Here is a 12672-nt window from a genome sequence, read left to right on the forward strand (position 1 = left end):
TCTACCAAAATCTGGAGGAGATCCAGGGGCTCAGGTCACCGCCGTAGTGGTCACGCACGTCCGCCGCCAGCAGATTGTCTTGGGGGGATCAGAATGAGCCCGACCTTCGTTCCCACCCTGACCGAGCTCGATATCGAGTTGAGCCGCACGGTGGCAGCGTTTGACGCTGCCGCCAGTGTACCAAGCCCAGCCTGGCGACGGTAGTTGCAAGGATGAGGGCGCCCGCGCCATGCTGGAAGCATTCGAGGTCCTTACCTAGATTATCGACCTGCCCGCGGCGTCGATGCCTTGCCAGCCGATAGGCGCCAATCCGTTGGCGCAGCCGCAGTTTGGTCAGATCAAGTCGCCTAAAATCTCGCGAAAACCACTCGTTAAGTCATCAACTACAGCAAGCGTTGCGACATCAACGAACGCCTCGCGGCCGTATGTGCCAGTGCACACAGCTATGAAGGGGATATCGGCGGCCGCTGCGGCGATGCCGTCAAATGGCGTGTCACCGACTATTATCATTGGCGAATTCGGAAGCGCTGAACGAGCAGCAAGAGCTAAGTCGGGTCGGACCCTGCTACGCGCGCCAAAAAAGCTTACATCCCAGTCTATCAGATCCAGATCGAGGCCAGCCCCGCCCAGCTTATGACGGCTCCTCATCTCGGAGTTGCCGGTCAGGAGTCCATTGCGAAATCCGGATTCACGGCAGGTGGCGAGTGTTTCCTGGACATGCGGGAGCACGGACAGTTTTTCGGTATCCAGAAAGACTGCAGAGAGACGATCGAGCTGGGTAGAAACGTCAGGCGCGAGCTCGGAACTTAAATCCGCTGCGATGAGTAGCTCATGGATGACCTGCCAGTCCGTCTTTCCATGTGTATTGATGACGGGCAGCGGAGCTGTCGGCCGTACGGCACTCAGCGAATTATGATAGTGCTCAAGTCCACCGTTTCCGGCGGCGAGGAGCGTCCCGTCAATGTCCCAGAGCAGGATAGTTTCGCGGGTCTTATGCATTGATGACGCTCCGGTCGGGTACATTGTCTATTAGTTCGGCAAGCACGGAGCCGACCAGATCGAAGCCTTTGCCGTGAGCGACATAGCAGGCGAATTTCGAAACATCCGCCTCAGGGAGGCCGGATGTGTTGCGTGCGACGACCGTTCCGCCGCTGGCGAGGACCAGGGCAGTCCCCGCCGCGTGGTCCCAGGGATATGTCGATAGCTCACAGCAGACATCAGCGCGTCCGGCCGCGACGTAGGCCAAGGCGATTGCAGCCGAGCCAAACCGGCGAACCGCTCGGAAGTCGGCGAGCACACGGCGGTAGGCAGCCAACTCCTGATCAGATACCGCGCCCTCATGAGGAAAGTTGGTCAGGCAGATAGCGTTGGAAGCATCGATCTCCGCGTACTCGGCGCAGGGCTGCCCATTTACGAAAAAGCCATGGGGCGATCCGACAAACGCTTCATCGCGTTCTGGATCATAGACAACGCCCCCGACCAGGGCGCCACGCCAGGCAATGCCGATAGATACGCAATAGATTGGCATGCCACCGGCAAAGTTGCTCGTGCCATCAATCGGGTCGATGAACCACACGGTGTCACCCTCGCCACCGGCACCAAACTCTTCTCCCCAAATGCAGGAATCCGGCGCTGCCTGTAAAATGATGTCGCGAATGAGTATCTCGGCGTGGCGGTCATGGATCGTTACGACATCGCTCTTGCGTGTCTTGCGATCCACCACCATCTGGCCGCGGAAATGCTCGTGCAGATACTTACCGGCTGTTCGGGCAGCGCGCTCTGCCAATGCCAGCAGGTCTGCGGCGTTGGGGCATTCGTTCGTCAAAGCTATTGTCATAGGGAGGGGCCGACGGCCTTTCCATTCTGGTCAAATGCGTGAATGCCATCGGCCTTGAGGTTGAGGCCAACCTCGGCGCCGATATCGGCGGGTGGCGGCTCGGAGGAAAGCGCAAACAGCTGCCGCCCTTCGGCTTGCAGCCCGATGATCCAATCCGCACCGGTGGGCTGAATTGTATCGATGGTGGCCTTGAGGCCCCCATTTGCGGGCTGGCCCGTTAGTCTTAGCGCCTCTGGCCGTATGCCGACTGTACCGGCGCGATCGGCAGGCGTTCCAAGGATTTTCGTCATCTCTGACGCCAGACCGGGCGCCTCGCCAGGTGTCAGCATGTTCATGGGCGGGCTGCCGACGAAATTTGCCACGAAGTGCGATGATGGATGCCGATAGATATCCATAGGTTTTGCCATCTGCTCAATCCGGCCCTTGTTCATGACGGCGATGGAGGTGGCCATCGTCATGGCCTCAAGCTGATCGTGAGTCACGAAAATCACGGTGCAACCCAATGTCTGGTGCAGGCGCTTCAACTCGGCGCGCATTTCCAGCCGCAGGCTCGCATCAAGATTTGAAAGCGGTTCGTCCAACAGGAGCAGGTCGGGACTGACCGCCAGCATTCGCGCCAGAGCAACACGCTGTTGTTGGCCTCCTGAGAGCTCACGCGGATAGCGCTGCCCCAAGCCGTCGAGATGGAACAGTTTTGCCAATTCGGTGAACCGCTTGGCCTGATCCTCACGCGGCATACGCTTCATTGCGAGGCCGAATACGACATTTTGCTCGACGGTCATGTGCGGCCATAGGGCGTAGCTCTGGAACATCAGGCCGAGCTTACGTTTTTCCGGACGCAGGTAGGTGCCGGTTTGCGAGGAGTAGAACACCTCATCGCCAAACCGGATCTCGCCGCTATCGGGTCGCTCCAGCCCGGCAATCATGCGTAAGGTCGTCGTCTTGCCGCAGCCGGATGGGCCGAGCAGGCAGATGAATTCGCCGGAGGGGAATGTGGTCGTCAGATTGTCGACGGCGAGAGACTTGCCGCCATAGGTCTTGACGACCGAGTTCAAGGTAATATTGGGCATGCTCTAGCCTCCGAGACCGCCAGCGAGACTGCTCTTGGTCACTTTCTGCATCAGCAGGACCAAAAGCATCACGACGACGCCGATGATGAGAATTGTTGCATTGGCCAGTTGGGTGTGGCCGTAATCGAGAAAACGCAGGGACTGGGTGGTGAGCAGTTCCGTGCCGGGTGTCACAAGCATGACCACCAAGCTCAGCTCCTTCATCCCCGAGATGAACGGCAGGATGATTGCTGTCACAAGAGCGGTCTTCTGCAACGGCCCCAGGATGCGTGTGATACGGGCAAAAAATCCTGCCCCCAGCACCATGCCCGCTTCTTCCGGTTCACGCCCGACCTGCATCATCGCCGAAATGCCGGAGCGTGATGCGTAAGGGAGGTACGTCACCACCATGACGAGGATCAAGAGAGTAATCGATCCGTAGAGGGCGGGAACCGGGCCGCGCGGCACTGCAAAAAGCGTAAGAAACGCTGCCGCGAAGGCCATGCCTGGCATGAGATATGGCAGAAAGGAAACCTGCCTCAGGAACCCGGATAGCCAACTCCCCGGCAAGCGCACCACGGCATAGCCAACGGCAAGACCGAGCACGCCGCAGATGACGGCGGCACTGCCGGCGATGGACAGGCTATTGTAAAGCGAAAGCAGGATTTCGGGACTGTTGAACACACCAGGGCGCCCATCCCCACCGGTCCAATAGCCAAGGCTGAAATTGGACAGGGCAAAAACGCCAGGCTCGCGCATGATGGTGGACAGGAACATGACCAGAAGTGGGCCAAAGGCGGCAATGAGGAAGACACCCCAGGCCACTGCCGAAGCAGGGAAACGAGCGAGGAGCGTCAGGCGTGCCGGCTCACGCTTGCCACCTTTGCCACCGACGGTGATGAAGCGCTGCCAGTTGCGAACCATCCAGATATCGAGCAGCAGCATCGCCACGCCAAAAAGCCCGAGAACGATGGCCAGTACTGCGGCCACACCAGGCGCACCAGACCGCAGGCTTGAATAGAGCGAGGTGGACAGCAGCGTGTAACCAACCGGTGTGCCCAGCACATAGGGCGTGGCGAAGGTGCCAAGCGTGCGCGCTACTGTGAGGAGCAGAACGGACATCGTGGTCGGTATCAGCAAGGGGAGCAGGATGCGCCTCCACACGATGTGAGGGCGCGCGCCAAGCGTAACCGCGGCTTCTTCAAGCTGCGTATCGATCTTGTTCAACGCGTTGGAGAACAGCAGGAAGGCAAAGGGAAAATAGCTGAGCGCCAGGCAGATGACGATGGGCAAAGGGCCGTAGGCGAGCCAATCCGGCGGCGTCAGGCCGAGCGCCTCGAGCATGCCAGGAGACCCACCCGTGCGCCGATTTTTGAACACGGTTATCCAAGCCGTCGCCAAGGCCTGCGAGGGCAGCATGTAGGGGATGATCAGCAAGAAACCTAGTATGCTTCGGCCCCAGATATTGGTGCTGGTCACCAGCATGGCGAGCACCAGTCCGAACAGCACGGCCAGAGCCGTGGCGAACAGGGCTACCGTCATTGTGTTACCCAGCGGCGTCCAGAAGATGTCCTGTGCGACTGGGGACGTAAAGACGCGCTGAAAATATGAGAACGTCAGGTCGCCAGGGCTGGCGCCCGCGCGCACGGCATCCATGCGCGTCATCTGAACGGCACTACCCAGAACGGCAGCCATAGGCGCCAATACGAGATAGGCAAGCGCTAGGGCGAGCACCGCTCCGATGACATAGCTGGGTTCGGAGACAAGCTGCGATAGCAGAAGCCTTAGGCGCGCCTGAAGGGGCGGCCGGGTTGTCCGGTCCGTCGTGGTCATGATGAATTGTCCAGCTGGAAAGCATGCCGACGATGTGCCGGCCGGAAGGGGCGGCGCGCTGTGCGCCGCCCGTGAGACTTAGCGGTTGTTGGTAATCCAGAAGTCGAGCAGATCGCCGCGTCGTTCGGCTACACGCGCATTGTCCGAAACCAGAAGGCTGTCGCCCCATTCAGCAACATTGGGAAATGGGTTGCCCGCATTGGATGTCAGGTCCGGGTTGGACGAGTAGGCACCCAGATCGGCAGTCCAGGGCGCAGCACCTTCCTCGGTCAGGAGGTAATGCGCGAAAAGGCGAGCCGCATTGGGATGCGGAGCATCCGCTACCACTTGCACGTAGCTTGGCTGGTTGATGCCTTGGAATGGTGTCAGTGGGCACATGCCCAGCGCCAGATTCTTGGACTCGATTTCACGATGGCGACCAAGTGTATAGAGCCCCAGCGGCGGAGCCTCCTGGCCGCGTGCGCCGACGGCGGCGGCAATTTCCACGTCCTCGTTGTAGAGGATCGGCTTGGACGCGGCCAAACGCTTGATGAATTCGAGACCAGCATTGTCTTCCGTCAGCTCAAGCGGCTTACCATAGAGTTCTTCATAGGCAGCAGCCAGTCCGTCCGCCCGATCTTCGATGGCCGAAAAGGCCTGAATTTGGGTGGAGCGCAGACGGGGATCAAGCATGTGCAGCTTGCTGGCCCATTCGGGTTCTGTCAGCTGCCAGACGTTGGAAATCGGGCATTCTTCATAGCGTTCGGTGTTATAACCGAAGATCGATACCTGCCACAGATAGACGAGCGGATCGCGGCTGCTTTCCGGAATTGTTTCCGCCAGGTCCTCGGGAACATAATTCTCCACAAAGCCACCGGGCAGCAGCTCAGTCACGAGGCGTGGCCCGTCATCATAGCCGATGATATCGGCCTGGACATTTCCGGACTCGACTTCCCGCACGACCTTTTCAGTGCTTTCGGCGTCGGTCATCTTGGTGCCCAGTACCGGAATTCCGTACTTCGCCTCAAAACCCTCACCAGCCTTGGATACCCGGCTGGAGTGCCAGTAGGCGACGACACTGCCCTCGGCCTTGGCCGCGGCGATCAAAGCGTCCATTTCGGCCGACTGCGCAAAAACCGCGGTGGAGCTCAGGGCCGCTGCTGTCGCCAAGGCTATACCGGCTACTGCTTGATTGAATCGCATCTTCATCTCCCATTATTATCGTTCGTTGAACGGCGTGCGAGCGCCGTCCTTAGTTCCTGCTGATTGCCCAGCAGATAGGCTTTTCGCGTCTGCGAAAGATGGTGGTAGGCAATGGCTGCGGCCGCCAGATCGTCGGTATCGCGACCGGCGAAAACTTCGCCAATGAAACGGGCCTTGCAGCTGTGCCCCGGGGCCGCGAAGACGTCTCGAGCAACCGCCCGAGCGCGCGCGGAATGGTCGAACAACGCGCCGGCCAGCACACAAACCGGAAGGCCCATCCCCCTGCAGATTCCCAGGGCATGAGCGGCGAGGCGGCTTGCAGCCTGTTCCAGCAAACGGTGAGCCTGGTCGGATTCGCTGAGATCCAGCTCTTCCAGCATGGCGCCCAGGTCGGCCCGAGCAGTCCTGATCAGACCAAGCTCTTCGGCCCAGTCGCGAATAGCTCGCACGGATGAGGTTGCGCTGAGACAGTCGTACCCGCCGCAATGGCACAGGCGTTGCCCGCTCGCCTGCCCGTCAATGTGCCCAAAACCCGAGGGACGGCGCTCACCGCCCAGAAACGGCTGCCCGGATATGGACGACACACCGCCCACGCCATAGTCAGCGACGACCAAAAAGAAGTCGCTGAGCCTATCCGCGTCAAACCAGTTGACGGCACTCACGAGAGCAATCGTATAGTTCTCGATGGCCGTAGGCAGGCCCGTGTAGAGCTCCACATCCCGTGCTAATGGCTTGTGGTGCCAAGCCTTGAACGTCGAAGGCTCGGTGATTTTGGCCAGCGCGTAGTCTGCCGATCCAAAAAAGGAAATGCCCACGCTGGATAGAACTGCAAAGCGCTGCGCGGCAAGCTCAGCGAGATTGAGAACGCAGTCCCCCATGGTAGCCACGGCGTCGACGTAAGCCGTTTCCTGCGTAATATTGAGATCAACACTTTTAACGGCGGCACCGCTTGCATCCAACAGACTAGCAACGGTTCTGTCCGCGCGCACAGATAGTGCAATGCTGCAGATGCCATCCTCATTCAGCTCTACCGTCTCGGCGGGGCGCCCTTTGCCATTCGCCGCGCCGAGATTGGTCATGATGATCTGGGCATCGGACAACTCCGACGCCGAACGCGTGACTGTTGGGCCGCTGACACCCAAGGCAGCCTGCAAAACCAGGCGTGTCTGCCCGCCGTGCTTGATCAGCTTGGAAAGTATGGCCGGAGATGCCGGAGACAGGTCTAGGAGGGCCACGATCCTCAACTTCATTTAATTTCAGTCTGCATGAAAATAAATGCATAGCAGCTATGCGCGTGTCAAGCGCCGTGTCAATTGCATTGGGTCCGAACATCGGTCCCGCGTTGTCTGTCATCAGCAGAAAAGCTCGTGTGCCTTGCCAAATCGTGTGAATAATGGGTTGTGCGCTCGATAGACCCGGGCGTGCGCACCGGCCGTTCAGCCGGCGGAGCAAGCCCCATGAAGCCGGTGGCATACTCTGTATCTCAGGTTCTCGAAATGATCGGAATCAGCCGGTCGAAATTCTATCAGCTCGTCAATGGCCGCCAGATCAAGGTGCGCAAGATTGGCAATCGCACCATCATTCTCGTTGGTGACCTCGATGAATTCCTTCAGCGCTTGCCTGTCCTGGGCGATATGGAGAAGGATCAATGATCGAACATCACACCTCCCGCCGCGCTCGGGCCTTGAAAAGGGATCGCGACCGCTCGCAGAATCTACGCAATCGTAAAAAGGAAAAGAAGGCACCGTCTACGCACGCTTTGAATCGGGCCATCGCTCACACCTTCATGTTGGAGCTCAAGGCTCAGCGAGCGCTTGGGACCAAGGTGGCGGATGCCAACATTTCGGCGCAGAAGGTTCTCAGCGGCGCCTTGGCCTATCTCACCGAAGGCATGCACGGGGCCAACTCGTACGCCACCCAGCAAGTCCGCAATGCGCTGGTACAGCGAGTAGCGCGGGATGCACCCAAGCCCGATGATGACTGACCAGAACGTCATCGCTTGGTCATCGATCAACGCCACAGCTATTGGCGGACTGGAGGTAGCGATGATTCCAATTGCCTATGGCGTGAGCGATACCTGTCGGCTGCTAGGTATCGGCCGCACGACTTTTTACCGGTTGGCCAAAGAGGGGACGATCAAGACCCGCAAGCTTGGGGCGCGCACCGTCGTCTTGGCTAAGGACCTGGAGATGATGCTCAGCAGCCTTCCGCCCGGTCCAGGCGGCGCGCAATAAGGCTTAAACGTGCAGTTTATCAGATGCTCGGCCGCGTCGAACATGTGCCTCAAGTTCTTATCCAAGCGCCAAAACTACCGCAAAATTCAGGATCGCCCACTCCTGGTATCGCTTGACCGGAGACGAGACGACCAGACGCTCACTGCGATGCTCCCCAGCGTCAATGCACCAAGGCATATCGATTCACCAAGCGTCAACAAAGAGAGCGATAGGATCATTCTGGCCGCTCGTGGCGACCCGGTGGCGACCCAAGATGGAATTGCCAAGCGCCGCCAAGAGCCCTAAGCCAGATTATTCAGCGATTTCAATAGGAAGGAATGGTACCGCCTCCCCGGATTGAACGGGGGACCTCTAGATCCACAATCTAGCGCTCTAACCAACTGAGCTAAGGCGGCAGAACCGAACGGGTGCGGCGCAGGGCGGCCCCGAAAACGGGCGGAACATAGGTCGAGATGAACGACATGACAAGCACCGATTTTATCCTGTGGACAGCAGGCCAAATCCGCCCCGCCTTAAGGCTCCGGTGGCGGAAGCGGGCTTAACCATGCCAGCCATTGCGCCGTTCACGCAGCTTTGTCGGGCTGGATTCCCCGAACCCGCCATTATATTGAAGAACACTTAAGGAACGCTGGGGCGTTTGTACCACTATGATACAGACCCCGGGCGGCACGACCGGAAACAGGCAGACTATGAATGAGCCCTGGACCACATCGCCGACCGTGTTGCAGCATGCCGACGATGCGCGTCCGGCCTGGCTGTGGTCGGCCGATGGACAGCGCCTGATCTGGAGCAATGCGGCCGCCGATCTGTTCCAGGCCCGGCTGAAGAAGCACGGTCTCAAGCGCGCCGAGCCGGCCGTGCCGATTAAGGGCCAGGTCGCCCGCATCATCCGGCTGGGGTCGAACGGGCGGTCGAGCCTGGCGCGGATCCAGTTCCTGGCCGGCGAAAAGCCCGTTTCCGCCACCTGCACCACCACGCCGCTCGCCTGGGAAGGCGGCGAGACGGCGCTGCTGATCGTAGCGGTCGACCCCATCGAGCCGGCCGTGCTGGCGGCGGCCGAGGACGAGAAGGCCCAATCCCCCGCCGCACCAGCAGAGATGCCCCCGGCCGAGCCGGAACCCGAAGCCTTGGCCGAACCCACCGGCGATATTCCGGTGATGGCGGAAGGCGATCCCAGCTATCAGCGCGAATTGCAGAGCTGGCAGGATGCCGATGCAGAAACGGTCTATGCGCCGGCCGCGCCGGACCTGCCGCCGGCCGCCGACAATGACGCGCCGCAAGCCTGGGCCGAGGCGCTGGCCGACAATCCGGTCGAGGCGGCGCCCGCCGAAGCGGCCGAAGCCATGCCCGGCGCCGGCCGGCTCAGCGCACTGGTGGAGCGGCTGGCCGCCGACGAGGCGCTATACGCGCCCTTGACTGCGGCGGACGATTTTCCCCCGCCCGCACCCCAATCTCCCGATGAGGATGGCCTCGAGGATGTGGACGGGCGCGAAGTGGCGCGGCTTTACCGGGTCACCGGCCGCGGCTTCTCCGCATCCGTGGTCGAGGACGCGGACGACGAAGAGGAAGTGGATGACTTCCTCCCTCCGCCCGGGGCGACGAAAGCCGAAACCGCCGATATTGATGGCCCGGCGGCGGATGATACCCCCCCGGCCCAGCCCGATGCCGAGGCGGTGGAGCGGGTCTCCCGCTACAATTTCGACGAGCTCTCCCGCATTCTGTCCGACCGCGTCGGCGAGCGCGGTCCGCCCAAGGCCGATATTCCGCTGCCGGCGCCGCAGACCCCGCCCGGGGCGCTGATCAATCTGGGTGGCGAAACGCTGGTGCTCAACCGCCTGCCGCTGGGCATATTGGTGTTCCGCGACCAGCAGGTGCTGTTCGCCAATCGCGCCATTACCGAAATGGTGGGCTACGATTCGGCCGAAAGCCTGCGCGAGGCCGGGCTTGCGGCCGTGTTCCCGACCACGGGCGAAGACGGGCACGAGGCGGGGCCGGTCAACCATCTGGTGCAGCGCGACGGCACGCTGGTGCCGGTCACTGCGCGGCTGCAATCCATTTCCTGGCAGGGCCGCCCGGCCCTGATGCTCTCGGCCAGCACCACCGAAGTGCGGACGGGCCATGAGGAGGCGGTGCGCGCCTTCGCCCAGACCTTCGCCGATCTGCGGGGCGACGGCTTTTTCGAGACCAATCGGTCCGGTGCCGTCAGCGCGGCCAGCGCCATGGCACTGGCCTTTCTCGGCGGCGGCAAGCCGATGATCGGCAAGCCGCTTTCGGCCCTGGTCGGCGCCGACGACGTGCTGGCGCTGCAGGCCTTCCTCGAGCGGCCCGCCCGCTTTGCCGAAACGGCCCGGCCCAGCCTGCCGCTGCGCTCCGCCGATGGACGCGCCGATATCCTGCTCTTCGCGCTGGGACAGGCCGGGGTGGTCAGTGGCTATTTCGGCTTCGTGCATGCCCGCGAGGCGGCGCCGCCGGCGCGGATCGGGGGACCCACCGATATCGATCCGGCCCTGCTGGCGCGGATCAGCCGCGGGGTCCGGCGCCCGCTCAACACCATTGTGGGCTTTTCCGATCTCATCCAGTCCAAAGCCTTCGGCGCGCTCGGCAATGAGCGCTATGAAGGCTATGCCGAGGACATCGCCCGCGCCGGGCGCGAAATCGCCGCGCTGGTGGACGAGCTCGACGATTATGCGCGGCTGCGCGACGGGCGCTACCTGCCGCAGCGGGCCAGCCTCGACCTCACGGACCTCTTGGAAAACTGCGTGCTGCGCATTCGCGACCAGGCCAATGCCGGGCGCGTCATCGTGCGCAATGCCATTTCCGAAAGCCTGCCCCGCGTCACCGCCGACCGCGCCTCGCTGGCGCAGGCGGTGCTGAACCTGCTGGCCAGCGCCATCGACCAGACGCCGATGGGCGGGGCGGTGATCATCTCCGCGCAACGGCTCGATGACGGTGCCATCGCCATTCACGTGCGCGACAGTTCCGCCCATGCGGTGGACATGGCCGAGCGCTTCGTGGTGTTCCGCGATGGGGTGGACCGCGACGGACAGGTGCTGACGCCGATCCGCTCCAGCGTCGGGCTGGCGCTGACGCGCTCGCTGCTGGCGGTCAATGCCGTCTCGCTTTCGGTCGATCCGGCCGGGGCCGAGGGCCTGCTGTTCACGCTCAAAATCCCCGCCGACCTCGTGGACGAGCGGCCGGCGCTGCGGCAGCCCGAAGAAAAATAAGATTTTCAGCGTCAGCTAATAGGCTGAAAATACTGGAATATCGCCATCCAGTTTTGAACGGTTCTAGCCTATAAGCATTTGTTTTTATTGGCTTTATTGACTTTATCTCCTACGCCCGCCATTAAGCGACCGTCACACGGGCCCTTGACCCCCGATGCAGGAGAAACAGATGACCAAGACTGCGCACATTTTCGGTGCCCTTCTGGCCACCACCATTCTGTGCGGCGTTGCCGCACCCGCCTTCGCCCAGAGCGGCGAAGTCAATATCTACAGCTATCGCGAGCAGAGCCTGCTCCAGCCGCTGCTGGACAAATTCACCGCCGAGACCGGTATCAAGGCCAATGTGCTCTATGCCGGCGATGGCCTGCTGGATCGTGTCGAGGCCGAGGGCGAGCTCTCGCCGGCCGACGTCGTGCTCACCGTCGATATCGGCAACCTGGTCAGCGCCGAGGAAAAAGGCCTGACCCAGCCGATCACCACGCCCGTCCTCGAGGAGCGCGTGCCGGAAGCCTTCCGCGACGACGATGCCAACTGGACCGCCCTGTCGCTGCGCAGCCGCGTCTTCTACGTTTCCAAGGACCGGGTCGACGCCACCGCGCTCACCTATGAAGACCTGGCCTCGGACGAGTGGAAGGGCCGCATCTGCACCCGCACCGGCACCCATGCCTACAATATCGGCCTGATCGCCCATTACATCGCCGCCAATGGCGAGGAAAAGGCCCGCGAATGGCTGGCCGGCGTGCGCGACAACCTGGCCTTCCCGCCGACCGGCAATGATCGCGTGCAGGTCAAGTCCATCCTCGAAGGCTCGTGCGACCTGGCTATCGTCAACACCTATTACATGGGTGCGATGCTCAACAACGAAGCCGAGCCGGAGCAGAAGGACTGGGCCAGTTCCGCCCGCATCATCTATCCCGACGCCGAAGGCGAAGGCACCCAGGTGAACGTGGCCGGCGGCTTCATCGCCAAGCATGCGCCCAATGCCGAGAACGCCAATGCGCTGATCGCCTTCCTGCTCTCGGACGAGGCACAGTCGATCTATGCCGACACCAATTACGAATTCCCCGTGGTGCCGGGCGCCCCGATCAACGAGCTGGTGGCGAGCTGGGGCGAACTCAAGGCCTCCGACGTGCCGCTGACCGAAGTCGCCGCCAACCGCGCCCTCGCCGCGCAATTGGTGGACGAGCTGAAGTTCGACGAAGGCCCGCAGAACTAAGACGCTTGCGCTGACGCAGGGTGGAGAACTCATATCTGTTCTCCACCCACCACTCGTCACCCTCGGGCTTGACCCGAGGGTTCTTGCCGGATCCTCC

Annotated in this window: 11 protein-coding genes and 1 tRNA gene; 5 read left to right on the top strand and 7 right to left on the bottom strand. The window is 61.5% G+C overall.

The genetic code is table 11. The annotated features are described in order from the left end of the window. Nucleotides 1-333: 333 nt before the first annotated feature. The 6 genes from A3840_RS08855 to A3840_RS08880 all read right to left on the bottom strand — a co-directional run bounded on the left by A3840_RS08855 (nucleotide 334) and on the right by A3840_RS08880 (nucleotide 7151). On the bottom strand, nucleotides 334-999 hold the full coding sequence (locus A3840_RS08855) for an HAD family hydrolase (RefSeq protein ID WP_067455023.1): 666 nt from the start codon (nucleotides 997-999) through the stop codon (nucleotides 334-336). Then, entirely contained in the window at nucleotides 992-1837 is an 846-nt protein-coding gene (locus tag A3840_RS08860; RefSeq protein ID WP_067455027.1) for an inositol monophosphatase family protein, read from the bottom strand. The genes A3840_RS08855 and A3840_RS08860 overlap by 8 nt, the downstream gene beginning before the upstream one ends. Further along, the gene (locus A3840_RS08865) at nucleotides 1834-2907 is read right to left on the bottom strand and encodes an ABC transporter ATP-binding protein (protein ID WP_067455030.1); all 1074 of its coding nucleotides are present in this window, start codon (nucleotides 2905-2907) and stop codon (nucleotides 1834-1836) included. The genes A3840_RS08860 and A3840_RS08865 overlap by 4 nt, the downstream gene beginning before the upstream one ends. A gap of 3 nt (nucleotides 2908-2910) precedes the next feature. Next, entirely contained in the window at nucleotides 2911-4719 is a 1809-nt protein-coding gene (locus tag A3840_RS08870) for an ABC transporter permease (RefSeq protein WP_067455042.1), read from the bottom strand. A 78-nt stretch (nucleotides 4720-4797) separates the two neighbouring features. Further along, entirely contained in the window at nucleotides 4798-5901 is a 1104-nt protein-coding gene (locus tag A3840_RS08875; RefSeq protein WP_165603159.1) for an ABC transporter substrate-binding protein, read from the bottom strand. A 2-nt stretch (nucleotides 5902-5903) separates the two neighbouring features. Continuing rightward, nucleotides 5904-7151 (bottom strand): ROK family transcriptional regulator, encoded by a 1248-nt coding sequence (locus A3840_RS08880; RefSeq protein WP_067455048.1) that lies wholly within the window; start codon nucleotides 7149-7151, stop codon nucleotides 5904-5906. A gap of 207 nt (nucleotides 7152-7358) precedes the next feature. On the opposite strand from A3840_RS08880, the gene A3840_RS19045 reads away from it, so the two are divergent. The 3 genes from A3840_RS19045 to A3840_RS08890 are packed head-to-tail and all read left to right on the top strand — an operon-like array spanning nucleotide 7359 to nucleotide 8135. Next, the gene (locus tag A3840_RS19045; protein ID WP_082903763.1) at nucleotides 7359-7553 is read left to right on the top strand and encodes a helix-turn-helix domain-containing protein; all 195 of its coding nucleotides are present in this window, start codon (nucleotides 7359-7361) and stop codon (nucleotides 7551-7553) included. After that, nucleotides 7550-7885, top strand: coding sequence for a hypothetical protein (locus A3840_RS08885; protein ID WP_067455051.1), 336 nt, complete (start codon nucleotides 7550-7552; stop codon nucleotides 7883-7885). Before A3840_RS19045 ends, A3840_RS08885 begins: the two co-directional genes overlap by 4 nt. Further along, a complete protein-coding gene (locus A3840_RS08890; protein ID WP_245676583.1) occupies nucleotides 7875-8135 on the top strand; it encodes a helix-turn-helix domain-containing protein in 261 nt (86 codons plus the stop codon). The genes A3840_RS08885 and A3840_RS08890 overlap by 11 nt, the downstream gene beginning before the upstream one ends. A 318-nt stretch (nucleotides 8136-8453) precedes the next feature. Here A3840_RS08890 and A3840_RS08900 read toward each other — a convergent pair. Further along, nucleotides 8454-8530, bottom strand: a tRNA-His gene (locus tag A3840_RS08900). A 294-nt stretch (nucleotides 8531-8824) separates the two neighbouring features. Here A3840_RS08900 and A3840_RS08905 point away from each other — a divergent pair. After that, on the top strand, nucleotides 8825-11359 hold the full coding sequence (locus A3840_RS08905) for a sensor histidine kinase (RefSeq protein ID WP_131798287.1): 2535 nt from the start codon (nucleotides 8825-8827) through the stop codon (nucleotides 11357-11359). Between the two features lie 169 nt (nucleotides 11360-11528). Next, nucleotides 11529-12575: an extracellular solute-binding protein gene (locus tag A3840_RS08910; RefSeq protein WP_067455146.1), complete on the top strand. Its 1047-nt coding sequence runs from the start codon at nucleotides 11529-11531 to the stop codon at nucleotides 12573-12575. Nucleotides 12576-12672: the final 97 nt, after the last annotated feature.

It is taken from the genome of Devosia elaeis, assembly GCF_001650025.1.
GTDB classification, from domain to species: Bacteria; Pseudomonadota; Alphaproteobacteria; order Rhizobiales; family Devosiaceae; genus Devosia; species Devosia elaeis.